Annotated in this window: 23 protein-coding genes; 14 read left to right on the top strand and 9 right to left on the bottom strand. The window is 42.7% G+C overall.

Features of this window, described 5'->3' with window-relative positions; translation table 11 throughout:
- The first annotated feature begins 42 nt into the window (after positions 1–42).
- From DFP75_RS10560 to DFP75_RS10570, 3 genes are all read left to right on the top strand, one after another.
- Positions 43–831 (top strand): sterol desaturase family protein, encoded by a 789-nt coding sequence (locus DFP75_RS10560; protein WP_110575396.1) that lies wholly within the window; start codon positions 43–45, stop codon positions 829–831.
- Positions 832–863: 32 nt separating this feature from the next.
- Entirely contained in the window at positions 864–1,520 is a 657-nt protein-coding gene (locus DFP75_RS10565; protein WP_110575398.1) for a YceH family protein, read from the top strand.
- Positions 1,521–1,769: 249 nt separating this feature from the next.
- Positions 1,770–2,825, top strand: coding sequence for a Gfo/Idh/MocA family protein (locus DFP75_RS10570; protein ID WP_110575400.1), 1,056 nt, complete (start codon positions 1,770–1,772; stop codon positions 2,823–2,825).
- A gap of 87 nt (positions 2,826–2,912) precedes the next feature.
- On the opposite strand, the gene DFP75_RS10575 is transcribed toward DFP75_RS10570, so the two are convergent.
- Entirely contained in the window at positions 2,913–3,701 is a 789-nt protein-coding gene (locus DFP75_RS10575; RefSeq protein ID WP_110575402.1) for an inositol monophosphatase family protein, read from the bottom strand.
- A gap of 336 nt (positions 3,702–4,037) precedes the next feature.
- Here DFP75_RS10575 and DFP75_RS10580 point away from each other — a divergent pair, with 336 nt between their 5' ends.
- A complete protein-coding gene (locus DFP75_RS10580; protein ID WP_110575403.1) occupies positions 4,038–4,760 on the top strand; it encodes an RNA methyltransferase in 723 nt (240 codons plus the stop codon).
- 151 nt (positions 4,761–4,911) lie between these two features.
- On the opposite strand, the gene gndA is transcribed toward DFP75_RS10580, so the two are convergent.
- Complete coding sequence (gene gndA, locus DFP75_RS10585) at positions 4,912–6,435, bottom strand: NADP-dependent phosphogluconate dehydrogenase (protein WP_110575405.1); 1,524 nt, start codon at positions 6,433–6,435, stop codon at positions 4,912–4,914.
- Between the two features lie 558 nt (positions 6,436–6,993).
- Between gndA and DFP75_RS10590 the strand changes: the two genes are divergently transcribed.
- The 4 genes from DFP75_RS10590 (at position 6,994) to DFP75_RS10605 (ending at position 10,769) form a co-directional block, all read left to right on the top strand.
- Positions 6,994–8,550: a phosphoenolpyruvate carboxykinase gene (locus DFP75_RS10590; RefSeq protein WP_110575407.1), complete on the top strand. Its 1,557-nt coding sequence runs from the start codon at positions 6,994–6,996 to the stop codon at positions 8,548–8,550.
- Positions 8,551–8,659: 109 nt separating this feature from the next.
- Positions 8,660–9,439, top strand: a complete 780-nt coding sequence (locus DFP75_RS10595) for a TatD family hydrolase (protein ID WP_110575409.1) — start codon at positions 8,660–8,662, stop codon at positions 9,437–9,439.
- Complete coding sequence (locus DFP75_RS10600; protein WP_110575412.1) at positions 9,436–10,314, top strand: SDR family oxidoreductase; 879 nt, start codon at positions 9,436–9,438, stop codon at positions 10,312–10,314. The genes DFP75_RS10595 and DFP75_RS10600 overlap by 4 nt, the downstream gene beginning before the upstream one ends.
- A gap of 38 nt (positions 10,315–10,352) precedes the next feature.
- Positions 10,353–10,769 (top strand): hypothetical protein, encoded by a 417-nt coding sequence (locus DFP75_RS10605; RefSeq protein WP_110575414.1) that lies wholly within the window; start codon positions 10,353–10,355, stop codon positions 10,767–10,769.
- Between the two features lie 7 nt (positions 10,770–10,776).
- Here DFP75_RS10605 and DFP75_RS10610 read toward each other — a convergent pair whose 3' ends face one another.
- Both DFP75_RS10610 and DFP75_RS10615 read right to left on the bottom strand, forming a co-directional pair.
- Positions 10,777–11,652, bottom strand: a complete 876-nt coding sequence (locus tag DFP75_RS10610; protein WP_110575416.1) for a hypothetical protein — start codon at positions 11,650–11,652, stop codon at positions 10,777–10,779.
- Between the two features lie 29 nt (positions 11,653–11,681).
- A complete protein-coding gene (locus tag DFP75_RS10615) occupies positions 11,682–12,221 on the bottom strand; it encodes a YceI family protein (protein WP_110575418.1) in 540 nt (179 codons plus the stop codon).
- 138 nt (positions 12,222–12,359) lie between these two features.
- On the opposite strand from DFP75_RS10615, the gene DFP75_RS10620 reads away from it, so the two are divergent.
- Positions 12,360–13,256, top strand: coding sequence for a LysR family transcriptional regulator (locus tag DFP75_RS10620; protein WP_110575420.1), 897 nt, complete (start codon positions 12,360–12,362; stop codon positions 13,254–13,256).
- 34 nt (positions 13,257–13,290) lie between these two features.
- Here DFP75_RS10620 and DFP75_RS10625 read toward each other — a convergent pair whose 3' ends face one another.
- The 3 genes from DFP75_RS10625 to DFP75_RS10635 all read right to left on the bottom strand — a co-directional run bounded on the left by DFP75_RS10625 (position 13,291) and on the right by DFP75_RS10635 (position 17,349).
- A complete protein-coding gene (locus tag DFP75_RS10625; protein WP_110575422.1) occupies positions 13,291–15,207 on the bottom strand; it encodes a beta-ketoacyl synthase in 1,917 nt (638 codons plus the stop codon).
- Positions 15,208–15,342: 135 nt separating this feature from the next.
- Entirely contained in the window at positions 15,343–16,203 is an 861-nt protein-coding gene (locus tag DFP75_RS10630) for a glucosaminidase domain-containing protein (RefSeq protein WP_110575424.1), read from the bottom strand.
- Between the two features lie 174 nt (positions 16,204–16,377).
- Complete coding sequence (locus DFP75_RS10635) at positions 16,378–17,349, bottom strand: glutathione S-transferase family protein (RefSeq protein WP_110575426.1); 972 nt, start codon at positions 17,347–17,349, stop codon at positions 16,378–16,380.
- 109 nt (positions 17,350–17,458) lie between these two features.
- Between DFP75_RS10635 and DFP75_RS10640 the strand changes: the two genes are divergently transcribed.
- The 3 genes from DFP75_RS10640 (at position 17,459) to DFP75_RS10650 (ending at position 20,313) form a co-directional block, all read left to right on the top strand.
- A complete protein-coding gene (locus DFP75_RS10640) occupies positions 17,459–18,613 on the top strand; it encodes a GGDEF domain-containing protein (RefSeq protein ID WP_110575428.1) in 1,155 nt (384 codons plus the stop codon).
- A gap of 427 nt (positions 18,614–19,040) precedes the next feature.
- On the top strand, positions 19,041–19,682 hold the full coding sequence (locus tag DFP75_RS10645) for a TetR/AcrR family transcriptional regulator (protein ID WP_110575430.1): 642 nt from the start codon (positions 19,041–19,043) through the stop codon (positions 19,680–19,682).
- Between the two features lie 16 nt (positions 19,683–19,698).
- Complete coding sequence (locus tag DFP75_RS10650) at positions 19,699–20,313, top strand: LysE family translocator (protein WP_110575432.1); 615 nt, start codon at positions 19,699–19,701, stop codon at positions 20,311–20,313.
- Between the two features lie 95 nt (positions 20,314–20,408).
- On the opposite strand, the gene upp is transcribed toward DFP75_RS10650, so the two are convergent.
- Positions 20,409–21,065, bottom strand: a complete 657-nt coding sequence (gene upp, locus DFP75_RS10655; RefSeq protein ID WP_110575434.1) for a uracil phosphoribosyltransferase — start codon at positions 21,063–21,065, stop codon at positions 20,409–20,411.
- Between the two features lie 275 nt (positions 21,066–21,340).
- On the opposite strand from upp, the gene lon reads away from it, so the two are divergent.
- On the top strand, positions 21,341–23,779 hold the full coding sequence (gene lon / locus DFP75_RS10660) for an endopeptidase La (protein WP_110575437.1): 2,439 nt from the start codon (positions 21,341–21,343) through the stop codon (positions 23,777–23,779).
- Positions 23,780–23,927: 148 nt separating this feature from the next.
- Positions 23,928–25,307 (top strand): MATE family efflux transporter, encoded by a 1,380-nt coding sequence (locus DFP75_RS10665; RefSeq protein WP_110575439.1) that lies wholly within the window; start codon positions 23,928–23,930, stop codon positions 25,305–25,307.
- A 35-nt stretch (positions 25,308–25,342) separates the two neighbouring features.
- Here DFP75_RS10665 and DFP75_RS10670 read toward each other — a convergent pair whose 3' ends face one another.
- The gene (locus tag DFP75_RS10670) at positions 25,343–26,101 is read right to left on the bottom strand and encodes a TlyA family RNA methyltransferase (RefSeq protein WP_110575441.1); all 759 of its coding nucleotides are present in this window, start codon (positions 26,099–26,101) and stop codon (positions 25,343–25,345) included.
- Positions 26,102–26,120 lie beyond the last annotated feature (19 nt).

Raw genomic sequence — 26,120 nt, forward strand, 5'->3', positions numbered from 1 at the left:
TTTGATCTGTATCACCGTGTTCTTATCTAGGTTGTGTACTGAATGATAGATTTCACTGTACGGGTTGGCGTGTTTTTTCTTGTATTCAGCACATTGGTTTTGTGGCAGTGGTTGAGTCCAAGGGCGATGTTGTTACAGTGGCGGCAACGTTGGTGGCACAATATGTCTCTTTTTGCGCTCGGCGCGCTTTGTGTCCGAGTTATTCAGCCATTATTACTGTCTGTTATCGCTTTCTCCAGTTCGGAGTTTGGTCTCTTTTGGTGGTTAGATTTGCCTTTTTGGGCTGTATTCTTATTCAGTATTTTACTGTTAGATTGCCTTATTTATTGGCAACACCGTCTTTTTCATCGTATTCCTCTTTTGTGGCGAATTCATCGCGTCCATCATTCTGATCCAGAGTTAGATGTTAGCTCGGCCGTGCGCTTTCATCCGGTCGAAATTGTCTTGTCTCTCTTTTTTAAGGGGCTGGCCGTTTGGCTGCTGGGGGTTCCTGTGGCGGCCGTATTGGCGTTTGATGTTTTATTGAATGCATCGGCTATGTTTAATCACACCAATGTTAGATTGCCTGTTATTATCGAAACTTGGCTGAAGAAGTTACTGGTTACTCCCGATATGCATCGCATACATCATTCAAGAGTAAGTCTTGAAGCAAACAGTAATTTCGGCTTTTTTCTCAGTATTTGGGATGCACTTTTTAGAACGAAAAGAAATGACGCTTTAGAAGGAGATGAGCACTTAAAAATAGGACTGCCGGATACAAAAACGTATCAACCCACATCGTTAAAAGACGTATTGGTGATGCCTTTTACCGTATTTAAAAAGCATCGTTAAAGACGAAAGATAAGAAGCAGTTAGGAATCCCTATGAGTTATCACGAAGTAAACTTTATAGAAATGCGTATTATTGGTTGTCTGATGGAAAAAGAGATAACCACGCCAGATCAATATCCTCTTAGTTTGAATGCACTTGTTAACGCTTGTAATCAAAAGTCCAATCGCGATCCTGTTACCCAATTGTCAGAGTTGGATGTTCAAGATGCCTTAGATGCTCTGGTGGCGCGTGGTTTAGTCACTGAAATTAATGCTTCTCATAGCCGAGTCAGTAAATATCAGCACAGATTTTGTAATACGGAGTTTTCAGACTTACAGCTATCTCCTGCAGAAACAGCGATTATTTGTTTGATGTTTGTTCGTGGCGCACAAACGCCAGGAGAAATTCGTTCACGTAGCGGTCGGCTGCATACTTTCCAGTCTCGCGATGAAGTCGAGCAGGCTTTGCTGTCACTGCAGGAGAAAACGGGCGGCCCTTATGTTTGCCAGTTGCCAAAAGAACCTGGAAAGCGCGAGCAGCGCTATCAGGAATGTTTCTGTTCCGAGTCTGAGCGACCTGTCGTTTCCTTTTCTTCTGATACAAGCAAGGAATACACTCAACAACTTGAAGCCAAAGTTAAAGAATTGGAAGCACAAGTTGAGAAATTAAATGAACGTATTCATGAACTTGAAAATGTCAGTGGACTATAGTCTTCTTTAACGTCAAACTTAGCGAGATATTTGCACGACTGCTGTGCTTGCCAATACTTTGTTAAAAACAGACTCGAAATGCTCATTTATAACTCATAAATTCTGCTTTCTCGTCTATTTTTTGCCTCGTCTTGGTTTCACTTGTAACGTCGTGCAAAGGTCTGTTACGCGCGTTTTTTAGTGTCGCTAAGTTTAACGCTAATCTGTTGTGGGCGTTAATGCTTTGATTAAGTCTATGGGGAGAATCCTATGAAGAAGGTACGCTGGGGTATTATTGGTACAGGTCAAATCGCGCATTTATTTGCCAGTGATTTTTGTCATGTCAAAGCGGGTGAACTTCGTGCGGTTGCTTCTCGTAATAAGGTGTCTGCGGATGCTTTTTCTGCTGAGTTTGATATTGAGTTAGCGTTTTTTGACTATTTTTCCTTAATAAATAGCAACGAGGTCGATGCTATTTATATCGCGACACCTCATGTGTATCACTACGATTTGACCAAGGCGTGTATTTTGGCAGGCAAAGCAGTTCTGTGTGAAAAGCCTTTTACTATTAACGAGTCGCAGTCTAAAGAGCTTTATGATTTAGCCTTAGAACATAACGTCTTTGTTATGGAAGCCATGTGGACGCGCTTTAATCCTGTTATTGAGCAGGTGGTAGAGTGGGTTGAAGAAGGTGAAATAGGAACATTAAACAGTATTCAAGCAAGTTTTAATTTTATTGGACCGACCGATCCTAATCATCGTTTGATGAATCTTGAATTAGGTGGCGGTGCCTTGTTAGATATCGGTATTTATCCTGTCTTTTTGGCGCAGTTGTTCTTTGGTAAGCCTGACTTTGTGCAGAACCAAGCAGTAATTGGTGACACAGACGTAGATCTGTTCGAACAAATTTTACTAGGCTGGGAAAGCGGGCAACTTGCTTCATTGGATGCGTCTTTGATTTCATGCAACCCTAACCGCGCTACTTTGTCTGGTTCAGAAGGCTATATTGAAATTGACTCTGAATGGTTTAAAGCTAAGTCATGTCGTATTGTTGGTGCTGATAATTCAGAGCGAGCGATTGAGTTTGATTTCCCTGGGAATGGTTACCAATTTGAAGTGGATGAAGTGAATCGTTGCCTTGAAGAAGGTTTGCTGCAAAGCCCTAATCACAGTTGGAAAGACAGTTTAGAGTTGATTGCGACTTTGGATGAGATTCGTCAAGACATTGGTTTGTATTACCCTGGCGAGACAGCTGAGGGTCATCATCACCATGATGAAGAAGATCTGCATGAGCATCATCATGAGCATAGCCATCATAAACATTGATTTTAAAAACAAGTGCTAAATAAAAAAGGCTCTTTTCATCGCAGAAAAGAGCCTTTTTTGTGTCTACCTTATGAGCTAAGGGATGTCTTAGTTCAGGTGCTTGTTAAGCGTTGGTAGTAATACTTTGAATAAACGTGGCGCGGCACATAGTACATCGCCTTTTTCTAAACTTGGCGAGCCATCAAAACCAGCGAATAGGCAGCCTGCTTCTTTGGCGATAAATAGTGGGGCTTGCATTTCCCATTCTTGAAGTTTGATGCCCCAAGCAGCGTCAAGACGACCTGCTGCAACGTTAGCAAGCATCAGTGCTGGAGAGTCTTGCATAACGGCACGAGCACCTTGCTCTGCAATTTCTGCTAGCACTGCGAATTGGCCAGATAGAGAAGGCATAAGACGATCTGTTGCTGGGAATTGAGCTGCGACAGTTACGTTTTCTAGGGTGCGAGCTGTACTGCTGCGAATACGGGAATTGTTTAGATAAGCACCACGACCTTTACTGGCGTAAAATTCGTCTTTGGTGTGAGGGTTTAGCACAAGAGCGTGCTCCACTTTACCGGCAACTAGGTAGCTCATAGTAATGACGTTGCCTGTTAGGCCTCGTGAAAACAGGTGCTGACCTTGAATCGCATCAATGATCCATTCTCCTTCTTCACCATTTTGTACAGTGCCTTGAAGGCGAGTCGTAATAGTGTCTGCAGGGTAGGCTTTTTCTAGATGGTAAACGATGCTGCGTTCAGCGCCAGAGCAAACAGTTTGATAAACCTGTTCAGCTGATTGGCCTTGTTCTTTGTCAAAAAGTAGTTTCTCTTGTGAGTGAACTATATATTCTGCAGCGGCACGAGCTGCTTTCAGTGCGACATTGATTCTAGGTTGCATAATTTACCGTCAATTATTTCGTCATTAAAATGCACATACCGTCGATAAGACAGACGATAGGTTGCCAAATAAAGTGTTAAAGAGCGGGCGGCTCCGTTTTATCTATTTACTCTGCAAAGAGGGTTAGTTTCTAAGTGAGTAGGCTAAACAAATTTCCTGTTAAAAAGAAAAGAGCGCGATAAAACCGAGTGCCTAAATAAGAGCGCGAATTCTATCTTAATCGTCTGCCTTTTACTAGGAAATATTTGTTCGAAAATTGATCGATTTGCGGCTTTACTATAAATATCTGTTAAGATACCTGCCATTGTCCTACTGCTATTATTGGTACCTCATAAAATGCAAAACAAAGTAAGAATCGTCCTTGTTAATACGTCGCACCCAGGCAATATTGGTGGCGCTGCTCGTGCAATGAAAAATATGGGGTTAGCAGATCTTTATCTTGTTGCACCGAAGCAATATCCTAGCGATGAAGCAGTAAGTCGAGCCTCAGGTGCAACCGATATTTTGGACAATGCGGTTGTCGTTGAAACCTTGGAAGAGGCTCTGGCAGATTGTCAGTTGGTTATTGGGACGAGTGCTCGTGAGCGAAATATTCCTTGGCCTTTGGTTGATCCAAGGCAGGCGGCTGATCTGGTTTATGACGAAGGATTGGTCACGGCGTTTGTGTTTGGTCGAGAAGACCGAGGTTTGACGAACGAAGAATTGCAACGTTGTAACTATCATGTGCATATTCCTTCAGTTGAGACCTTTAGTTCCTTGAACTTAGGTGCTGCCGTTCAGGTTATCGCTTATGAGCTGCGAATGAAGTCTTTATTGATGAAAGACGCGCCAGTAGTAACGAGCAAATGGGATGTACCAGCCGCCAATGTAGAGCAGATCGATTATCTGCTTGAGCACCTAGAGAAAGTGCTAGTACAGACTGAATTTCTTGATCCAGAAATGCCGATGCAGGTGATGACGCGCTTTCGTCGCATGTTCCAGCGTTCGCGATTGGATCAGCAGGAAGTGGGCATGCTAAGAGGGATGCTGACTTCTATGGAGAAGAAAATGAAGTCTTGACGACAGTGCTCGACAAGACTTTGAGACTTTTGCATAACTACTACGCTTGCCAATATTTTGTTAAAAACAGAAGTCAGCGTATTAAGTTTGAAACAAAAAAAACGCTGACTTATTGCTAGGTCAGCGTTTTTTTTGGGGCTAAGAGTCGGTCTTAAGCTTTGCGCTCTGGACGACCTTCTTCCTGCCAGTATGTGTGGAATTTCTGACCTGCTTCTGCATCCACTCGTTCATAAGTGTGGGCACCGAAGTAATCACGCTGTGCTTGAAGCAAGTTTGCAGGTAATACTTCAGAACGGTAACCGTCAAAGTAAGCCAAGGCAGAGAAGAAAGATGGCGTTGGAATGCCTGATTGTGCCGCAAGAACAACCGCTTTACGAAGGCCAGCTTGTTTGCTTGCCATTGCATCGGCGAAATAATCACTTAGCAGTAGGTTTTCAAGTTCTGGATTTTCAGTAAATGCATCCGCGATTTTTTGTAGGAAAGAAGCTCGGATAATGCAGCCTCCACGCCAAATCTTAGCGATATCGCTGAAGTTAAATTTCCAATCGTATTCTTTTTCAGCGGCGCGCATTAGCTGGAAGCCTTGAGCGTAAGCGCAGATCTTCGCACAGTAAAGCGCATCTTCAATGGCTTTTTCGACTGCTTCTGCCTCAATCTCTCCGCTGTCTAGGTCAGCAACAAGCTTACTGGCAGCAAGTTCGCGTTCACCTGTCAGTGTGCTTAGGGCGCGAGCATAAACGGATTCACTAATAATACCCGCAGGAACACCCATTTGAGTCGCGCTAATTGATGTCCAGCGACCTGTACCTTTTTGGCCTGCGCTGTCTAAAATCATATCAACGAGTGGCGCACCTGTTTTATGGTCGTATTGCTGAAGAATATCGGCTGAGATTTCAACAAGGTAACTGTTTAAAACGCCTTGATTCCATTTTTCAAACAATTTGCCGATTTCTTCTGGTTCGTAACCAAGCAAAGAACGAAGCAAATGGTAAGCTTCACAGATAAGTTGCATGTCGGCATATTCGATACCGTTATGAACCATTTTTACGTAGTGACCTGCGCCATTTGGCCCAAGATACGCAGTGCAAGGCTCACCTTCAGTAACGGGCTTGCCAGGCGTGTTGCTAACGATAGGTTTGCCATTTTCGTCTACTTTGGCTGCAACCGCTTCCCACATTGGTTGTAGGTATTTCCAAGAGTCTGCATCACCGCCAGGCATAAGAGATGGACCGAAGCGAGCACCCACTTCACCACCGGAAACGGCTGTACCAAAGAATTTGAATTTTTCTTTGTATTCCGCTTCACGTCGGATAGTGTCTGTCCATTGGCTGTTACCACAATCTACCACGATGTCGTCTGCTTCTAGACCGGCTTCAATCAAGCTGTTGCAAACGGCGTCAACAGGGTTTCCTGCTGGAACGAGAACAACAATAACTCGAGGTTTGACAAGGTTTGATAGCATGTCTTCCATGCTTGAGCAGCCAATGATGCGTGCTTCTGTCGATGTATCTGGACGTTCCGCAGCTTCTGTATCAAGAACGTCTTGTACTTTATGTGTGTCAAGATCAAAACCTGCAACTCGGTAGCCATGGTCAGCTAAATTTAAGGCCAAGTTTTTACCCATGACACCCAGGCCGACAAATCCAATATTGCAGTTCTGATTTGTTTTTAACATAAATATCAATCAACCTTTTGAACAATTGGGGGGAAATCTAAGAAAGAATCTTACCACGAAGCGATATGATTCAGGACATATTAGAGGCAAGAAAAATTCAAAAAATTGTATTTTTTTGAAGTTTCTTAATAGAAACCCTACATTTTAGGTGGCTTTGTCGTTGATAGATATGCGCGTTGTTTGTGGATTATTGTAGGGGTGTAAGTCAGTAAGAAGGTTTCTGTTTAGTCGGTGGGTGACAAAAAAGAAAGAAAACTACATGAATTTAACGCTCAATAGGCGCTACCTAGGCATAATTTGTTGGGGAATCTTGTGTTTTTTTGTATAAGTTTATAAATAACAATAACTTACGCTATATTTAAAAATTTCAAAATGGTAATAAAATAACATATTGTTATAACAATATTTTTTTTTAGATTGTTTTGTTACTATGTTTTTCACCGAAAAAAACTTCGTATAACTGAGTGTTTTGTACGGCGCAATATTTGATGTTGTCGTATAGAGGCATTTTTTAACAGAGTGATCAGACAACCTTTATTGTTCAGAGGACTTAGCAAAATGAACTCCGCATTAGACGTAGCGACTATTCATACAAATTTAACCACGCCGCAGTTGGTGGAAAAGGCCCTGCAGAATGGCGAAGGGGTTCTTGCCGATAACGGTGCGCTTGTTGTTGAAACGGGTGCTCGTACAGGTCGTTCTCCTATGGATCGTTTTATTGTAGAAGAAGCGTCCAGCAAAGATAGTATCCACTGGGGACCAGTAAACCGTCCATTTCCTGAAGCGAAATTTGCTCCGCTGTGGGACCGAGTGACTGCGTATCTTGATGGTCAAGAGTCGTTTGTATCTAATATCCACGTTGGCGCGGGTGATGAATATTATCTTCCTGTCATCATGCGTACAGAAACCGCTTGGCATCAGTTGTTTGGTCGTAATCTATTTATTCGTCCTGATGTCTATAATCCATCTGACAAAGGTGAGTGGCAGATTCTTAATGCGCCAAACTTTGTTTGTGAGCCTGATCGCGATGGCACTAACTCAGATGGCTGCGTTATTTTAAATTTTGCTGAGCGTAAAGTGCTTATTGCGGGAATGCGTTACGCTGGTGAAATGAAAAAGGCCATGTTTTCTGTGCAGAATTATTTGTTGCCTGCTCATGATGTCTTGCCTATGCACTGTGCTGCGAACGTTGGTCCAGAAGAAGATGTGACACTGTTCTTTGGTTTGTCTGGAACGGGTAAAACCACTTTGTCTGCGGATCCTGAGCGCTTTTTGATTGGTGATGATGAGCACGGTTGGGGTAAAGGTACTGTTTTCAATATTGAAGGCGGTTGCTACGCTAAAACGATTGACCTTTCTAAGAAGAATGAGCCGATCATTTGGGATGCGATTAAATTTGGTACAATTGTTGAAAACGTTGTACTAGATCCGAATACACGTGTAGCCGATTACGCAGATACTTCTTTGACGCAAAATGGTCGTGCAGGCTACCCTCGAGAGCATATTGAGAAGCGCGCTGCAGGTAACCGTGCAGGTGAGCCAAATGCGATTATCTTTTTAACCTGTGATTTAACTGGTGTTCTTCCTCCTGTTTCCATTCTTACTAAAGAGGCGGCGGCTTATCATTTCTTAAGCGGTTACACCGCTTTGGTTGGTTCTACAGAAATGGGTGCTGGCACGGGAATTAAATCAACTTTCTCTACTTGTTTCGGTGCACCTTTCTTTCCTCGCTCTGCTGATGTTTATGCGGATCTTTTGATTAAGCGTATCGAAGAGTTTGGTAGTAAGGTTTATCTAGTGAATACTGGTTGGACTGGTGGTGCTCACGGTCAAGGTGGTAAGCGCTTTAGTATCCCAACGACTCGTGCGGTTATTTCTGCGATTCAATCTGGTGTATTGGCTGATGCAGAAACTGAGCATTTGGCAGATGTTAATCTAGACGTTCCAACTCAAGTTCCGGGCGTCGATAGTGTTTTGTTGAATCCTCGTAAAACATGGGCTGATCAGTCTGCGTATGAAGCGCAAGCGAAAAATTTGATCTCTCAGTTTGTTGAGAACTTTAAGAAATTTGAAACCGTTTCTGATGCTATCGTGAAGGCTGGCCCATCACTTTAAGTTAGTTTATTCGCGTTTCTAAATAAGCCGTGCATAGTGCACGGCTTATTTGTTTTTGTCGGTTTTATAAAATAGTGCTTTATTCTTTAAATCATGTAATCTTTTATGTATGTATATAGACAGTCATTGCCATTTTGATTTTGATGTATTTGATGGTCAGCGCGACGCTTTAATGTCGCGTTGCCTAGCAAGTGGGGTTGGTGGTTTTTTAGTACCGGCAACGACTCATGCTAGCTGGTCTAAATTGGCCTCACTTATTGTGCATTACCCTGAATGGCGAGCAGCATATGGTCTACATCCCTATTTTTTGCGAGATGCCAAATTGTCTCAGATTGATCTGCTTGGTGAGCAATGTGATGCCGATAGAGTGGTTGGTGTTGGGGAAATAGGTTTGGATTGTTGGCCTGATGCGGTTGATATGGCAGTGCAGATCGACTTCTTTTCTCGACAACTAAGTGTGGCTAAATCTTTGCAATTACCTGTTATCGTGCACGCTAGGAAAAGTTATGATTTAGTTCTTAAGTGTATTAAGAATGTGCGGTTTCAAAATGGCGGTGTGATTCATGCCTTTAACGGCAGTATTGAACAAGCGAAGGGGTTTTTAGATTTTGGTTTTGTGCTGGGGATTGGCGGTACAATTACGTATCCTAGAGCAAAGAAAGCTCACCGTGTTTTGGCGGCTTTAGACAGTAAAGCATTTGTACTTGAGACTGATTCACCTGATATGCCTCTTAAGGGATTTCAAGGGGAAATAAATACACCACTTTCTATTCCCATAATTGCACAGTGCGCGGCAACGATAAGAACAGAAAATGTTGAGCAGATCGCGATACAGACATGTGATAACCTACTTAGAGTTTTTCCTAAGTGGAACGAGGGTTCGTTGTGAATACTACACCTGATATTAATGCCCCTATTCGTATTCTCCTGTTGGGGAGTAGCACGGAAGTGGGGTCGTCATTATTAAGTTTATCAAAAGAAAGAAGTGAATTTTTATGGCTATGCCCAGACGAGTCATTGTTGCTGGATGTTGCTAGAAGGGAAGAACTTGATGCAATGCAATTTGACGTTGTTATTGATGCGTTAAGTTTGCGTTATGCGTTGCAGGGTAGCGATGAGAAGTTGCAGGCGGCTTTACGTTATTTCAATGAGCGAGCAAGTGCACCATTGATAATGATTAGTAGCGCTAGAGTGTTTTCAGGTAACAAAGATGCAGCTTACGCTGAAACAGATGAGCCTGACGGTACGGAGCCTTACGCCCAAGCCTTGATCGCGGCAGAGTCTATAGTATTAAGCAATCCTGATAATATTGTCCTGCGAACTGGTTGGCTTTTTAGTGGTCAAGGTGATGATTTTGTATGTAGAACGCTTGGTTTGATTCAGGATGGCGTTAATCTTGCTTACAAAGATGATCTCATTGGTAGTCCGACGCCTGTGTCAGATTTGGTTCGTGTTATTCTATCTATGGTGAGTCAGGGTCATTACGGTGCGCAAAATAAAGGTGTTTACCATTATTGCTGTGCGGAAGAAATTAGTTGGATTCGTTTGGTTGAGGCGATTCTTGCGACTTCTGGGCAGTTTGATCCTAAAGCGCAAGTTGAAGTTGAAGCGATTGGTGATTCGTTTCCGGAAGTTCAGGAATCTTCTGCGATGCAGCGTCAGTCGTTATCTTGTCGAAAAGTGTTTAACCACTTTGGGATAAAGCAGCGACCATGGCGATCAAAATTACGAAATCTAGTGAAGGAATTATACAAAACCAGTTAACAGCGTGTGAGCTGAGACTAACAAGTTAAGGGGCTGATGTGTACAAGGTAAATAAAAGAGCGGTTGTGTTGGTGTTTATCCTTCAGATTATACTTGGGGGTGTTTGGTATGTGTCTGCACCTTCTTCATTTTTAGACCGCCTTACACGCACTATTGAGCCAAATCAGCTCGATATCGGTTTGATATTCGCCTTTGTTGCTTCTTCCTTTGTTTACTTGATGTTCACTGCTTGGTTGTTAAGTCGAGTGAAAGGCTTTTCTGGGGCAGGGCGTTTTTTCTTGGTGATAGGTTTGTGGCTGTTTGTGGTTCTGCCTAACAGCGCTTTCCTCTGTTTCTATTTAGGTTTTGGCATTTCTGATATGTTGTATTTCTTGTCCTATGGGGCGGTAAATAGCGCCATAGCAGCAATCATATTGCCATTATGGCGCTCGTCACGTTCAATATTTAAGGACTAAATCGCTCTTAGTATAGGCTGCTTTCTGGCCAAACTAGCCACAAGCAAAATCCACTCACTAAAAGGCTGATTACACCTTGAATAAAAATCACGCCGATGCTCTGTTTATTGGTCAACTCTGAACTGAATCTTACTGCAATTGGTGTAACAAACACGCTTGCTGTAATGAGTAAAATGACACTAAGAGGAATGTCTGCAAGCACGTGGCTCTGCGTGATTAATCCTCCTAACAGTAATGACGCTGGGATACAGCTAAACACTTGTGTGACTTTTGTTAGATAGCTAACAATCACATAAGCAAAAAGAGCCGCTCCTAATGCACCTAATAATTGCCCAATTAGCAAGCTTCCACCAATAGAAATGACTGGTGCGGCTGCGCCTGCCACAATCATGAGTCCTACTGTTGGTAAAAGAACAGACAGTTTGCGTTCAGCCTTGTCATTGCCTAATTCCAACTCTTTCGGTTGCACTTGCAGTAGGTGATAAACTAGGGTGACGATCGCACTTGCCGCAGCCCAACTTAGACTGAGAAGTAATCCCGTATGTTTAAGGACTGGGTTTAGTAGTAAGTAAAAGGATAAGCCAAATAGCACTAGCCCTAGGATGTTGCGTGGTATCGTCTGTCGAATATTGGTAAAGCAAAGTACAGACACTGTTCCGATTAATGCTGTGATGCTGTAATAGTCGATGGCTTGGGCCGGCGGGAAACTCAAGCCTGAGTGAATCAGGCTGAGTCCGGCAATAAAGCCACCAATGTAACCAAGGTAAGACGATGCACGTAGTAATTTAGCTGCAATAACGCTGATTATTAGTGCGGCGAGAAAAGGGTAAACTGCCGTATGTAATAACATAAGCACCGATGAGTTGCTGGCTTCTTCGTACATGATCGTTCTGCTTCCTTAATGAGTTACAGTTACTGGCGAATGCCTTCGATAAACACTTCAATTTCTGTTTGATCTGTTACGCCTGGAATGAAGTAAGTAATGCCAAAGTCACTGCGTTGGATTACCGCTTTTGCTTCAAAACCGGCACGGTAGCCACCCCATGGGTCTTTGCCTTCGCCAATTTGGTTAACGTCAAAGCTCACCGGCTTAGTTACACCGTGTAGAGTCAAATCACCTGTTAATGTCTTGCCATCAAATTGTGTGCTTTTGAAGGTTAAAGTAGGGAATTGTTTTACATCTAGAAAGTCAGGGCTACGTAGGTGTTTATCACGTGCTTCATGGTTAGTGTCAACGCTAGCTGTCTTGATTGTAAGGGTTGCGCTTCCTGATGATTTATCTTCAGCGTATGAAAAGTTGCCTTCAAATTCATTGAAGCGACCTGGTGTTGTGCTTACACCTAGGTGCCCAACTTTGAAAGTGACCGCAGAATGAGCTGGGTCAATCTTATAATCGGCCGCCATAGTGATACTTGAAGCTAATACTAATGCACTGATAGTGATCATTTTCATTGTTTAGTTCCTCTATTTGATTCAATGATGCGTGTAGTGTAATTTGTTTTTTTTAATAAATAATCGGCCTAAAATAGAATTCAATATTTCTTAATAAGAAATGATTCTGGTGGAACTTTTGTGCGGAGAGCAGAATGAATGGATAAACTTCAGGGTATGAAGGTGTTTTGCCGAGTTTTCGAGGCGGAAAGTTTTAAATTGGCTAGTGATTCTCTTGGAATATCCAGGCCTATGGTGACCCGCTATATTAACTCTATAGAGGAAGAGCTTGGTACTAAGCTTTTACAGCGTAACACTCGGAATATTAGTATTACTGATGCTGGGCGCAAATATTATCAGCATTGCATTGCCATCATGGAGGCAATTGAAGAGGCTGAAGGTGAAATTGGTGAATTGACTAAAAAACCTAAAGGCCTACTTAAAGTGAGTGTACCGATGGATTTTGGGTTAACGCATCTTGTGCCTTTATTGAATGAATTTAGTCAGATGTACCCGCAAATTGAACTGGATGTTGATTTCAGTGACAAGCGTGTTGATATGACGGAATCGGGTGTGGACATCGCGATCCGTGGTGGCTATTTGGGCGGTGATCAGTTTGTTGCAAGGCCGCTTTGTTATTCGAAAGGGTTTGTGTGTGCGTCGCCTGAATATGTTGCTGCTTATGGCCCGCTTAATGAGATCGCCGATTTAGAAAAGCACTCTTGCCTAATATATCGTAATGCTCCAACACCAAATAGATGGACATTAATGAATGAGAGCGGTGAATCTCAAACAGTGTCTGTGTCAGGTGGTTTTTCGGCAAATAATGGCAGTGCTTTGACGCGCTTTGCAGTGGCTGGTTTGGGGATTATTTATCAGCCAGACTTTTTGGTATCCAAGTACATTGAGTCAGGTGAACTGATTAATCTATTGCCGCATTGTAAAGGGTATGAGATAGGGTTTTATGCTATTTATCCGCAAAGGAAGCTTATGTCTAGAAAGACGCGTTTGCTTTTGGATTTTTTACAAGAAAAACTGGCCAACATTCAGTTTTAGCTTCATGTTGACCAGTTGTTTTATCACCGAGGTATTATTTTAGGTCGCCAAATTCATTTTCTATATTGAGGCTTACTGGCATTTCGTACCCAGGTAAGCGAATTTCTTGATCTGTGATGTGAAGTTCTTCACCACCTAGAACATTAAATCCAAACTTATAAATAGGCAGAACTTCACCGCGAATACTTGATTGGTTGTATTCTTCAGCCGCCGCTGCAACGTCTACGTTTTTAGCTTCGTAGGCGCTGATGTCTTCTGCGCTGTAGCGCTTCTTCAACATTTTCATGGTTTGTTGAGGGGATAGAAGAACGGCTGTTGCGTTGTTGCCACCAAAACCTTTTGAGTTAAGTAAAGCGGCATCAAAATAGTCCTTTCCATAAACTTCATGTTTAAGTTGGAACTTTAAGCCGTCTCGGTAAACATCATCAGCAATAGCGTGGGATGTTGTTATACCAGGAAGAATGCCGTCTTTCCAAACACCTAAAGATAGATGAAGTTGATCGCCGCCAGCTGTGCCTTGAGAGTGTCCTAGAAACGCTTTCATAGCGATAACGGGCATTTCTGTTGCACCAAAGCTGACTGCTGCTTTGCTTAGAACGTGAGATTCAGTGATCCGGTTTTGTGGTGTGCTTGTACCGTGAGCTTGAATGAAGGTGCGTTGTGTTAAACCCTCATTACCTATTATGTTTTGTAGGTAAGCCATGGCTTTGCTCATGGTTAAATAGTTACCAATACCCGGCGCTGAAATGGATTTTTTGTGCCCATCTGCATATGAGAAAACAGCAGGGATAGCGCCAAATATTTCTGCGCCTAGCTCTATCGCTAATTCGTCATCCATCAGGAGCGTCCACTGACTGGATTCTCCGATGGTGAAACCACAGTTTTGTGCGAATGGGCGACAGCTACGAGTATGGTCTGGCTCTTCTTGATTGGTTATTTGGTCCAGAGCAAGTAGGGCTGTATCTTCAGCGAGTGCGCCCATGGTTCTGAAGCCTTCAATGATCTCTGGTGTAATTGGTGCATCACTACCGCCCACCATAGCCACTCTGAATTTACCAGATTTGATGCCTTCAATGGCTTTTTCTAAATTGAAGAAATAGGTTGCGCAGGCACCGATGGCAGTACCTACATTGCCTACGCTGCCAAGGATGTAGGCGTTAACAAAATCAGCGGGCATTTGCGCGTAGCCAAGTGGCAGATGTTTTGATGTTGTACGCTTGCCCATTAAGGCGGATTTAAGCATGCCGCCAAAGCCGAGATCGTCCATTTGACCAATAGAGTTGGCTGCATAGACGGCCATTTGGTCTGGGGAGACCTTGCTGCGAATGACTTCCCAATCGATGCCACTGCTTTTAATAGCATCCGAGGCGCCATAAACCGTCATTTGTAGCCCGCGAGGATGGTTTCGACTTTGGTACAATTTTGATGGATCAAAGCCAGTTGGTAATTGTCCTGCCGCTTTTACAGAAAGTGGGCGAGCGTCTTTAATAAAAGTTTCTAAATTGCCATCAACCGTTACTTTACTTAGCGTGCTGGATAGTTCAACTACATGCCAATTCGTTGGGCGCTCATTGGGCAAAGAGCGAGTTTTTATCGTGAAGCTTAGTTTTTCATCGTCTTGGTTTGATTGTAGTGTCGTTGACTTGTGAAGAATGACATGGTCAACATCAAATAAACTTGGGTGAATACGACGAATTAAAGTACGAGCAAGAAGTGACTCACCAATGCTATCAACCAATGCGGCAGCGTCTAGTGCTTCGCCGCCGTCTGTATACCACAGACCATTTTTATGTTCGGCCATATTGGTGATGGTGGCAAGATCGAGTAAAACATCCTGCTGAATTGAACTTGGCAAGAGGTCAAAGACAATGCGGCGATATGCTTGATGTGAAGAGGTACGACCAGCCGAATTGATTCCGCCAAAGCCAACAATAACAGGTAAACGGGCCAATTGAATTTCCTCGTTTTATGAGTGGGTAAATTATTACGGTATTGTAATGAAGGGGGTGGCGCTTAGCCACCCCGCATTAAGGTAATTTCGCAACAATACGCCGAAATTTAGGAAAATTGCGAATTGCCTGAACAGTTACTGCGGCTCTTGATTTGGCTGAACACGGTTGTAGCGCCAAAGTTTATTATAATTAATGAGGCCTTCGATTTCCTCTACATAGGCTTGGCCGCGTTGTGAGTAGAACTCTAGTCCATGAACGAGCGCAAGGCCTGTGATTATTTCTTTATCCTGTCTTAGTTCCTCGCGCGCAGCTCGAAGTGTTCTATACGCTGCGTTGGTGTTTAAGTTGTCTATGTAAGCAAAAACAGATTCGCGGGCATCATTGAATTTTCGTACTTCGTGATCGGCGTCTTCGTCTCGAGATCCAGGGACTAAACCACAACCTTTTCTAAAGCACCATTGGCCAAAAAAGTTATTTCCTTCTGTGGCAAAGCGTGAGGTTCCCCAAGCGGATTCATTCGCGGCTTGTGCTAAGACTAACGATACAGGAATAATGTCGACCCTTCTTAATAAGGCTTTTAAGTCATCTTTTGTGTAGTTGTCTAACTTGCTCATTTTGTGGTCTTCGCGAAGGGTAGAAATCCACTTTTTGTTTTTAGATGAGAGCTTTTTGTTGCTGTTTAATAGACCCGTTATACGTTCACGGTCTTTGAGTATGAGCGTGTTTTTTTCATTAACAAAGGGGGTTAGGAATTCAAAAAAGGCTTGTTTGCGCTCTTTAACGTCTGTAATGGCTGCGAAATCAGGCGTTTTTTGAGAAATAGGGTGAGACTTGAAGTAGCTTTTTTCGTTTGCAGTGGCTTCCCCAGATTCTTCGTTTAGGGCTGTGGCGCTGTCATTTGTGGTGTCTTCTTCAGTGCTTTGAAATGGACCTGCTTTTATCCACAATATGAACAGCAGTGCAAACGAAATAATCCAAAGTATTTTTTTGTTCATAAATAACCACAAGTCCTAAGCATTTATATTTGGGGCGATGTCCACGTTAGCGGCTACCGACCCAAATAAATTGGATAAAAAGTGAGCCTATTATCCTTAAAAATAGACCACTTTAATAGACTTTAGCTTAGGCTTCTTTAATTTACCTTAATTCCTTTGCTTGTTGTAAAGCGACTATAGGAAAAGGTTGGTTGGTCCAACAGGAACAACTTGCGTTGGATTAATGTTTTTATGGCTAAAGTAGTAATGTCGTTTTATGTGCTGCATATTGATTGTGCTGGCGATATTGGGTGTTTCATAGAGGCGTTTTAAGTACGTATTTAAATTTGGATAGTCCAAAACTCGCTTTAAGTTGCACTTGAAGTGCCCAAAATACACTGCATCAAAGCGAATGAGTGTTGTGAAAAGCCGCCAGTCGGCTTCGGTTTGTTCCTCTCCAAGCAGGTAGGTATTGGTCGACAGTTTTTCTTCTAAGAAATCCAGTGTATCAAATAAAGGCTGTAATGCTTCTTCGTAAGCATCTTGAGTGGTGGCAAACCCACATTTATAAACGCCATTATTCAAGGTATTGTAAATACGTTCATTAATTTCATCTATTTCTAGGGCTTGGCTTGCTGGGTAAAAGTCGAGTTTGTTGTTAGTTATCTCATTGAAAGCGCTATTAAATATGCGAATTATCTCAGACGACTCGTTAGACACGATGGTGCTGGTTTCTTTATCCCATAAAATAGGCACGGTGACTCTGCCACTGTAATTGGAGTCGGCTTTAGTATAAAGCTGATGCGCATAGTTAAACTGGTGTAACGGGTCGCCAATAGCAATATTTGGATCGCTAAATGCTGAGTCTTCTTTAAATTCCCAACCGTTCTCGAGCATGTCTGGATGAACACAGCTGATACTAATTAGGTCTTCTAGTTGTTTTAATTTGATGAAAATTAACGCACGATGCGCCCAAGGACATGCTAAAGAAACGTATAAGTGATAGCGTCCGGCTTGTGCTGGGAAATGCTTTGCATTGTCTGCATCATACTCACTGGCTGGATAGATCCAGTTTCTGAAAGCAGACTCGCTGCGCACGAATTTACCTTGGTTTGATTTTGTGTCGTACCATTGGTCGACCCATTGTCCGTCTACTAGTAATCCCATCTTATTTTTCCTCAATTTATAATTCACACTATTATTAATGAAATTGGATCGTTTTCGGGGCAATATATTGATCGTATTTAATCGAATGATTCGATGGGTTTGATGTTTTATGTCTGAACGGTTAGGTTCATTGTTAGTGCCATGCTGTATTTTGCTCGTGAGTGTTTACGCGAGTTTGTATGTTGGTATGCTGCCTCCTTTGTGGTTTGGTATTTTGCCACTGCTCCCTCTTATTTTAGCAGGCGTCGCTATTTTATTAGCTTGGCACTTTAATAAAGGTCGAGTCTTGATCTTAGTCTTGTTGCTACTGATTCCCAAATTGTATGGTGGTTCAGACCAACAGGCATCATTGACGGCGTATCTAGTCGTGTCTTGTTTTTGCATTTCTTTGTTGGGATTTATTCCAGAGAGAGGGTTTTTTAACCATTTTGCTGTAAATCGTATTCTTTTTATCTTTATGTTGGTGGGGTGGTGTTATGCCATCGAGCGCGGCTGGATTTCATTTTCTTTTTTAGATTACCGCTTTTTTAGCAGTAGCTTTACCTGGTCAACGGTATTGCTTTGGAGTGTTTTGTTGTTGAGCGCAGGTACGACAGGCGTTGCTTGGTGGTTTAGCGGAGATGCGTTTAAAGCTAGCGGTTTAGTGAGTATCGTTAGCTTGTTGGTAATCAGTTATTTTGTGTCTTCAGATACGCAGTTTGATGCGTTGCTATCGGCTCAGTTTCTTTTATGGATTTGGTTCTTATTGATGGAAAGTCATCGTATGGCTTATCTCGATGACCTGACAAAATTGCCTGGTCGGCGGTCTTTGAATGAGCAATTGGTGGGATTATCTAAGCAGTACGCTATTGCTATGGTGGATGTTGATCACTTTAAAAAATTCAATGATACCTATGGACACGACATGGGAGACAAGGTGCTGAAAAACGTTGCCTCTCAATTGAAATTGTTTGCTCACCCAGGGCGTGCTTTTCGATACGGCGGTGAAGAGTTTACGGTGGTCTTTCGTAGTAAGCATCTTGATGAAGCTGAGTCATCATTAGAAACCATTCGAGAGAGTATAGAAAAGGCGTTTGTTACGGTATTCGATCCTAAGAAAAAGCAGGAAGTAGATATAAACGTGACGGTCAGTATTGGCGTCGCATTTGCAGTATCCGGGGAGTCTACCGATGCAGTCTTAAAAAGAGCGGATGATGCTCTATATCAATCCAAGAAGAAGGGACGAAATCGTCTTACCAGGGCGCCTCAACCTAAAAATAGCTAATTTATTTAAATTATTTGATCGATCGGTCAACTTTTTTCTTCTGAGCTATTGCGCTGCAAAATTAGGTGTCTATAATCAGCGTATAAATTGAATATTTAAGACATTGATTGGCGTATAAAGGAAAGCTAATCGGCTTTTGCGAATCAGTGTCTTGCTCAGAACATTGATATGTTGAACCTACAGCATGTCAATTACAGCGCCAACGTGGTGTAGCAGTTAGCCTAGTAACGAATGCCTATAGTTACTAACGTCTCTGCTACGAGGGGAAATGGGGAGCTTCGGCTCCCTTTTTTTATGCCAAATTTTTGTTATCTCTTCGTGACAATTATAAAGAATGTTATTCTCTTCCTGTGTCGCACAGGAAGGTAAGTCGATACTGCAAATCATTTCCCCTTTAGTACTATATTCGATCAATGAGGCTACACCTTTGACTGACGTTAAACGACCAAAAGATCAGCTGAAAGCGCATATTCGAGCTCAAAACCAAATGCTCATTCTTGAAACATCAGAGCGTGTTTTTGCTCGACAAGGTCTGGCAAAAACAACGACTCAGATGATTGCTGATGAAGCTGGCTTACCAAAGGCCAATGTGCATTACTATTACCGCTCTAAGAAAGATTTACTAGAAGCCGTATTAGAACGTATTTTGCGCCTATGGTTGGATTCGGTGAGTGAGTTTAATGCGGAAGAAGGTCCAAAGCTTAATCTAACCCGTTATATTAGCGAAAAAATTGATCAATCTCGCGCCAATAAAAATGCCTCTAAAATCTTTGCAATGGCACTAATTGGTGAAGAGGCTTTTGTTCTAGATTATCTGAGAAACTTATTCGTAACGGAGTTAAGTCGAGAGAAAGCAACAATTCAACAGTGGGTTGCTCAGGGCTTGATGGCTCCGGTGTCGACTGAACATCTTTTTATTAGTATTTGGGCTATGACTCAAACTTATGCAGATTTTGATGCGCAAGTAAAAATTATGCTGCAAAAAGATGAGTTAGAAGAAAGTGATTACGAAGAAGCTAAACACTTTATTACTCGTATGGTGTTAGCCGGCTGTGACGTAAAAGGGTAGCTAAAGGAGCATCATTATGACATTAGAAAGTGGCATTACCTTCTTTCTCGCTATCTTTATTTTTAGTATCACTCCAGGTCCTGGTATTTTTGCTATCTTGGCAAGAAGCATGACCAAAGGTGCGCGGGCTTGTTTATCGCTTAGTCTTGGTATGGTGTTAAGCGATATCATTTACTTGGTGATGGCGTGCTATGGTTTGGCTGCGATAGCATCCACATGGGAGAGTGCATTTTTAGTCATACGATATGCAGGTGCGGCCTATTTGCTGTATTTAGGCTGGAAAATGTGGACATCTCCTGTCTCTTCTACTTCAGCAGATGTTGGCACGACGAGCGGTGAAATGGCGAGTTTTATGCAAGGTTTTATGATTTCAGCATCGAACCCTAAAGTGATTCTTTTTTATGTGGCTTTTTTGCCGACCTTTATGGATTTAACTGTTCTTGGTGGTGTTGATATTGTATTGGCTTCTTTTTTGGCCTTTATTGCTCTTTTGCTTGGTCTTACCATTATTTCAGTTTGTGCTTCTCAAGCGCGACGGTTTATGAAATCTGAGCGTTCAATGAAATCATTGAATCGAACCGCTGGCGGTATTATGGCAAGTGCTGGTGTATTTCTTGCTGTGAAGAACTAGCGTGTTTTGTTGTTTAGTCTACTGTTTTAAAAATACCGCTTTGATAGAAAAAAGGCCCTTCTTTAAAAGGGCCTTTTGATTTGGAGTTGTATTGATTAGCGCGTTCCGTATATACGGTCGCCAGCATCACCTACGCCAGGTCGGATATAGGCGTGTTCATCAAGGCCACGGTCAATTGAACCTATGTACATGGCAACGTCAGGGTGTGCTTCTTTAAAGACTTGAATGCCTTCTGGTGCGGCAAATAGACAGATAAAGCGAATGTCCGTTGCGCCCATTTCTTTCATTTTTTCGATCGCCATGATCGCAGAGTTGCCTGTTGCTAGCATAGGATCGACAACAATGATGGTGCGCTCATTCACTGAATGTGGCATTTTTAGATAGTATTCGACAGGTTGTTTTGTCTCAGGGTCTCGGTATAAGCCAACATGGCCAACTCGAGCGCTTGGCGATAATTTTAATACGCCTTCAGCAAGCCCGTTCCCGGCTCTCATTATTGTGACGATACAAAGCTTTTTGCCTTTTAATACAGGGCACATGGCTTTTTCTAATGGTGTCTCTATTTCGATGTCGACAGTTTCTAAATCTCTGGTGGCTTCATAACCAATGAGGGTGCCAAGTTCTTCTACCAACATTCGAAATTCACGCGTGCTGGTATTTTTGTCACGTAGACTTGTTAACTTGTGTTTAACAAAAGGGTGCTTTACCACATGGATATCTTGGTAAGCGTTAAGGATTTCATCGCGGGTCATTGGCCATTCCTTTCTAATCACTAAGGGAGTGTGAATGTAAGTGAGTTATCGTTTCATCATTTAGCTAATAATAGCATTAAGTAAGAATTGACCAAATAACTAATCCTGTCTGTATGGTTAGATTGGCTCTTGAAGTAAGCAAGTATTTGGGAAAATAACGGAAAGTATTGTTTTCGGTAAGATCGTCATTACATAGAAGGTATCAGAAAGAGTAGTCATTAGCTGTTGATCGCTGGGCTGTTTTTAACAACGAGGCAATGTGTGAGACCTTAATAATGAATGATGATGAACAATATATAGATGAACACGAAGTCAATGATGTAATGGATGGGGCTGACGATATCGAGATTAGTGACCCTAAAGGTTTAGCTTTACCTGATGATGTTTTGCCTGAGACGCTATTTATTTTACCTATTTCTAGTCGTCCATTTTTTCCCGCGCAGGTTCAGCCTGTTATGGTTGATGCACAGCAATGGGAAGAGACTCTGGAGCGAATTGCTGAGCACCCACAAGCGGCTGTTGGTTTGGTCTACGCGGATAAGAAGGCAAAGAAAGAGCCTTCGGTCAATGAGTTTCGATCTATCGGTTGTGTTGCCCGAGTTCATAGAGCCGAGAAGCAAAACGACAAATTAACGTTTTTGGCGCAGGGCGTGAAGCGGTTTGAGGTTGTTGAATGGTTAAGTGAAGAGGCGCCTTATCTGGCGCGTGTTCGTTATATTAACGATGTTAAATCAAATGATGATGAGTCAAAAGCGTACTCAATTGCGATCCTTGATGCTATTAAGCAATTGATTCGTTTGAACCCTTTATTTAGTGAAGATTTAAAACAGTATCTAGGGCGCTTTTCCTTTAATGAATCTGGTCTGTTAGCCGATTTTGCCGCGTCTATCACTTCTGCAGATGCTGAAGAGCTGTACGATGTTTTGGCAACGATTCCGATTCCTGCGCGTATGCATTCGGCGTTGACGCTGCTGCGCAAAGAGTTAGAAATTGCTCGCTTACAAAATGAAATTAGCGCAGAAGTGAACGATAAAATCAGCAAGCATCAGCGTGACTTCTTTCTAAAAGAACAGCTGAAAATTATCCAAAAAGAGTTGGGGATTTCAAAGGACGATCGTACTTCAGATGTTGAAACGTTTGAAGCGCGCTTGGAAGGCAAAATTCTTCCTAAAGCTGTAAATGATAAGATTCAAGAGGAGTTGCATAAGCTCAGTATTCTGGAAACGGGTTCTCCAGAGTATGGTGTTACGCGTAATTACTTGGATTGGGCGACAGCGCTGCCTTGGGGAATTCATTCTAAAGATAATCTCGACATCAAGCTGGCTCGTGAGGTTTTGGAATCTCATCATGCGGGCCTTGGTGATATCAAAGATCGTATTGTGGAATTTTTGGCGCTCGGCGCGCATCGCGGTGAGATGGGAGGAAGTATTCTTCTTCTTGTTGGCCCTCCAGGTGTTGGTAAAACGTCCATTGGTAAATCGATCGCGGAGTCTTTGAATCGTAAATTCTATCGCTTTAGCCTTGGCGGTATGCGCGATGAGGCTGAAATTAAAGGGCACCGACGCACTTATATAGGCGCTTTACCGGGTAAGTTTGTGCAAGCGCTGAAAGATGTTGAGGTTGAAAACCCTGTCATTATGTTGGATGAGATCGATAAGATTGGCTCTTCTTTCCAAGGCGATCCTGCGTCTTCTTTATTGGAAGCCTTGGATCCAGAGCAAAATGTTGAATTTCTCGATCATTATTTAGACATGCGTATCGATTTATCAAAAGCCTTATTTATTTGTACAGCAAACCAGCTGGATACTATCCCTGCGCCTTTGTTAGACAGGATGGATGTGATTCGGTTGTCTGGTTACATAAGTGATGAAAAATTGGCGATTGCTAAGCAGCATCTGTGGCCAAAATTGCTGAAGAAGAACAAGTTGCTTAAGAAGCAGTTGAATATTACGGATGCAGCGTTGCGACATATTATCGAACATTATGCTCGTGAAGCTGGGGTTCGTGGATTGGATAAATTGCTACAAAAAATCTTGCGTAAGAGTGTTGTGGAACTGATAACGGGAGAGAAAGAGCAAATCAATGTAGGTGTTAAAGATGTCGAAACCTTGTTAGGTATGCCTTATTTCAGACCTGAGAAAACCTTACAAGGCGTTGGTGTGGTAACAGGTCTGGCTTGGACGTCTATGGGCGGGGCGACATTGCCGATTGAAGCGAATAAAGTGCATGAACTAACACGTGGCTTAAAACTCACTGGTAAGCTGGGGGATGTGATGAAGGAATCCGCTGAAATTGCTTATTCCTATGTATTCTCGCACACCAAGAGCTACCAGAAATCGCCAGAGTTTTTTGATAAGAGTCTTGTGCATTTGCATGTGCCTGAAGGCGCAACGCCGAAGGACGGCCCAAGTGCTGGTATTACGATGGCAACGGCTTTGATGTCATTGGCAAGAAATGAACCGATACGTCGAGGCTTAGCAATGACTGGTGAGCTTACTTTAACAGGCCAAGTGCTTGCTGTTGGTGGTATTCGAGAAAAAATCATTGCTGCGAAACGCAGTAAGATTAGTGAGATCATCTTGCCAGAGCCTAACCGCCGAGATTTTGAAGAGCTGCCAGAATCGGTGAAAGAAGGTATGACGGTGCATTTCGCAGAGCGTTTTGCTGATGTCGAAAAAATCGTTTTTAATCGAACGAATAATGACCTTCACTAAATTATCTGCATGACGAGTGTGAAGTAAGCATTTTCTCAATTGCCTATACATGAGAAAATAAAGGATCGGACAAGTACTCACTTGTCCGATTTTTTTATTTTTTCGTATCGTTGTCGTTCAGTAAAAACGGCATTTTTAGGGGAAACAAATGCCTAGTCCGGCAAAGCTTACAGAAGGTTCAACCTTTAAACATGTTGTTAGTATGTCTGCTACTGGCGCGTTTGGCCTGATGTGCATGTTTTTGGTCGACCTCGTCGACATGCTTTTCCTCTCTATGTTGGGTGAAAAGGAAGCGGTTGCGGCCGTTGGATTCGCCAGCACGATTATGTTTTTTACCATCTCTTTAAGCATTGCTGTATCAATCGCTGCAACGGCATTGGTATCCAGGGCAATTGGAGAAGGTCAAATTGAATTGGCCAAGCGGCGTGCCGTGAATGTGTTGGCGTTCGGTATTTTTTTCTCGACTGGGATTGTGTGGCTTTTGTGGTCTAATATCCCTCATATCTTGTTGTATATAGGTGCGACAGGGCGAGCATTGGACTTAGCTACCGGATATTTGCAGATTTTAGTTCTTGGTATGCCGGCAGTAATGATTGGCATGATTGGCTCTGGCATTATGCGAGCATTAGGCGATGCACGTCGAGCAATGTACGCCACTATGATTGGCGGCTTAGTTAACGCGGTACTGGACCCGATTTTCATTTTTGCATTTGGCTTGGGGGTGCAAGGGGCGGCCATCGCTTCTTTGATCGCGCGTTTTTCTATGGTGGCTGTGTCTTATTATGGCGTTGTCCATATCCATAAAATGTTAGGCGAATTTGATTTGATGGATTTTTTTGAGGACGTTAAATCTATCTCCCTAATTGCTGTTCCTGCCATGTTAACCAATATGTCTTCGCCGCTAGCAAACGCCATTGTAATGGAGCACACGGCTTCTTTTGGTGATGATGCCGTGGCCGCCGTCGCAGTTATTGGACGCATTATTCCTGTTGTTTTTGGTGGTATATTTGCTTTGTCTGGCGCGGTGGGGCCTATATTGGGTCAGAATTATGGAGCAGGGCGTTTTGATAGAATGCACAGTGCAATCAGCAGTGCAGTGATTTATGCATTTGGATACTGTTTAGTGCTTTGTTTTTGCCTTTATCAGATGCAGGACTGGCTGATTTCTGTGTTTCATGCGTCACAGGGCAGTGCTGATTTGATTCGCTTTTTTGCTACCTTTGTTTCTTTTAGCTTTTTCTTTCAAAGCTTACTTTTTATTGCGATTGCGGTTTTCAATAATCTTGGTAGGCCGCTAAACAGTACCTTGTTAAATTTTGGCCGAGCGACACTAGGTACTTGGCCTTTGATTACTTTCTTCTCTTTGTTTATGGGCGCTGAAGGGATTCTTTTTGGTCAGGCGATCGGGTCTGTTATCTTTGGTTGTTTGGGTTTTTATATGGCTAGAAACTATATTACTGAACTAGAAGAAAAAGAAGCCCGTGAGATTCTGCCTAGTAACCTTCACAACTACGATGAAATTATCTAAGCGTTAATTTTCTCTGTACATCATGGGCGATGACCTTATCGACGTGTCGCCCAAAGTAAAAATTCTTGGTTGCCATCTCCGCCCTTGATCGGACTTTCTATATAGCATTTCACTTCGAACCCTAGTCCTTGGATAACGTCTTTGATGTCTTTTTCAAGCTGCTTTACTCGTAGTTTGTCTTTGACTATACCGCCTTTTCCAATGAAGTCTTTGCCTACTTCAAACTGAGGTTTTACTAGCGTTATTAGGTGACCTTTTTCGCAGAGTAAGTCTGGTAGCTGTGGCAAAATTTTTGTTTGTGAAATAAAAGAGACGTCCATAACGACAAGGTCGAAACCATTTTCTGGGAAGTGTTCGTTTAGATCTGTAACCGATAGGTGGCGAGCGTTGATGCCCTCTAAGCAAATAATGTCCTTATTATCTCGTAAGCGCGGATCGAGTTGGTCGTGGCCTACTTCTACACCGACAACTTTTGCTGCGCCATGTTGAATAGCACAATCGCTAAAGCCTCCGGTAGATTGGCCGATATCTAGTACGTATAAACCTTCAATGTTTAAGTTTGTGTATTGCAAGGCTCCTTCAAGTTTTAGGGCACCGCGCGAAACGTACCTATCAGCGTCGTTTTGTTGGATCGTAATTTCGGTATCCCCAGGGAGCTTTAGACTGGCCTTGGTAACGTTTATCCAGTGTTCACCTTGTTTGTAAGATACTCGACCTTCACTTATAAAGGTTTGCGCTTGCGAGCGAGATTTTGCAAGGCCTTGCTCAGTGAGGATTAGATCAATACGTAACATGGGGAGCTCTTCAGTAAGA

It is taken from the genome of Marinomonas alcarazii, from assembly GCF_003208215.1.
Taxonomy (GTDB): Bacteria; Pseudomonadota; Gammaproteobacteria; order Pseudomonadales; family Marinomonadaceae; genus Marinomonas; species Marinomonas alcarazii.

What these genes read in the sequence shown, in the direction of transcription:
- DFP75_RS10650 (WP_110575432.1), top strand. Translation starts at nt 19,699, where the DNA reads ATGACATTAGAAAGTGGCATTACCTTCTTTCTCGCTATCTTTATTTTT.
- DFP75_RS10590 (WP_110575407.1), top strand. Translation starts at nt 6,994, where the DNA reads ATGAACTCCGCATTAGACGTAGCGACTATTCATACAAATTTAACCACG.
- DFP75_RS10575 (WP_110575402.1), bottom strand. Translation starts at nt 3,701, where the DNA reads ATGCAACCTAGAATCAATGTCGCACTGAAAGCAGCTCGTGCCGCTGCA.
- DFP75_RS10595 (WP_110575409.1), top strand. Translation starts at nt 8,660, where the DNA reads ATGTATATAGACAGTCATTGCCATTTTGATTTTGATGTATTTGATGGT.
- DFP75_RS10570 (WP_110575400.1), top strand. Translation starts at nt 1,770, where the DNA reads ATGAAGAAGGTACGCTGGGGTATTATTGGTACAGGTCAAATCGCGCAT.
- DFP75_RS10615 (WP_110575418.1), bottom strand. Translation starts at nt 12,221, where the DNA reads ATGAAAATGATCACTATCAGTGCATTAGTATTAGCTTCAAGTATCACT.
- DFP75_RS10670 (WP_110575441.1), bottom strand. Translation starts at nt 26,101, where the DNA reads ATGTTACGTATTGATCTAATCCTCACTGAGCAAGGCCTTGCAAAATCT.
- DFP75_RS10630 (WP_110575424.1), bottom strand. Translation starts at nt 16,203, where the DNA reads ATGAACAAAAAAATACTTTGGATTATTTCGTTTGCACTGCTGTTCATA.
- DFP75_RS10665 (WP_110575439.1), top strand. Translation starts at nt 23,928, where the DNA reads ATGCCTAGTCCGGCAAAGCTTACAGAAGGTTCAACCTTTAAACATGTT.
- DFP75_RS10560 (WP_110575396.1), top strand. Translation starts at nt 43, where the DNA reads ATGATAGATTTCACTGTACGGGTTGGCGTGTTTTTTCTTGTATTCAGC.
- DFP75_RS10610 (WP_110575416.1), bottom strand. Translation starts at nt 11,652, where the DNA reads ATGTACGAAGAAGCCAGCAACTCATCGGTGCTTATGTTATTACATACG.
- DFP75_RS10580 (WP_110575403.1), top strand. Translation starts at nt 4,038, where the DNA reads ATGCAAAACAAAGTAAGAATCGTCCTTGTTAATACGTCGCACCCAGGC.
- DFP75_RS10635 (WP_110575426.1), bottom strand. Translation starts at nt 17,349, where the DNA reads ATGGGATTACTAGTAGACGGACAATGGGTCGACCAATGGTACGACACA.
- lon (WP_110575437.1), top strand. Translation starts at nt 21,341, where the DNA reads ATGAATGATGATGAACAATATATAGATGAACACGAAGTCAATGATGTA.
- DFP75_RS10640 (WP_110575428.1), top strand. Translation starts at nt 17,459, where the DNA reads ATGTCTGAACGGTTAGGTTCATTGTTAGTGCCATGCTGTATTTTGCTC.
- upp (WP_110575434.1), bottom strand. Translation starts at nt 21,065, where the DNA reads ATGACCCGCGATGAAATCCTTAACGCTTACCAAGATATCCATGTGGTA.
- gndA (WP_110575405.1), bottom strand. Translation starts at nt 6,435, where the DNA reads ATGTTAAAAACAAATCAGAACTGCAATATTGGATTTGTCGGCCTGGGT.
- DFP75_RS10620 (WP_110575420.1), top strand. Translation starts at nt 12,360, where the DNA reads ATGGATAAACTTCAGGGTATGAAGGTGTTTTGCCGAGTTTTCGAGGCG.
- DFP75_RS10565 (WP_110575398.1), top strand. Translation starts at nt 864, where the DNA reads ATGAGTTATCACGAAGTAAACTTTATAGAAATGCGTATTATTGGTTGT.